Origin of the sequence: Pseudomonas sp. SIMBA_068 (genome assembly GCF_046534705.1) — a bacterium.
GTDB classification, from domain to species: domain Bacteria; phylum Pseudomonadota; class Gammaproteobacteria; order Pseudomonadales; family Pseudomonadaceae; genus Aquipseudomonas; species Aquipseudomonas putida.
Genome location: NZ_JAWRYI010001206.1, coordinates 1 through 249, shown reverse-complemented (window position 1 = coordinate 249; position 249 = coordinate 1). Strand labels below are relative to the sequence as shown.

Sequence of the window (249 nt, the reverse complement as noted above, 5' to 3'; positions counted from 1 at the left end):
CGTTATTCAATTTTCTTTGTGTGTAGTCTGTAAATTTATTGGTGCTTAAACCATCTTTAACAGAAAAACTTGTAACATTAAGTGTGTTGAGGTTTATCTTGTAGAGTCCATTCTCAGAGCTTGCCCAAAGATACTTGTTTTCTTCAGGCACTAAAGACAAAATTGAATTAGAATTTAAAGAGCTTTTGAGCCCCATAGAATGTTTACGTTCATAGGTTTGTGGGTCTATGCCAATCAAGCCTTCATAAG

Annotated in this window: 1 protein-coding gene; it reads right to left on the bottom strand. The window is 34.5% G+C overall.

Features of this window, described 5'->3' with window-relative positions; genetic code table 11:
• A partial coding sequence (locus SB756_RS33350) for a hypothetical protein (protein WP_410913668.1) occupies positions 1-249 on the bottom strand: 249 nt, incomplete at both ends.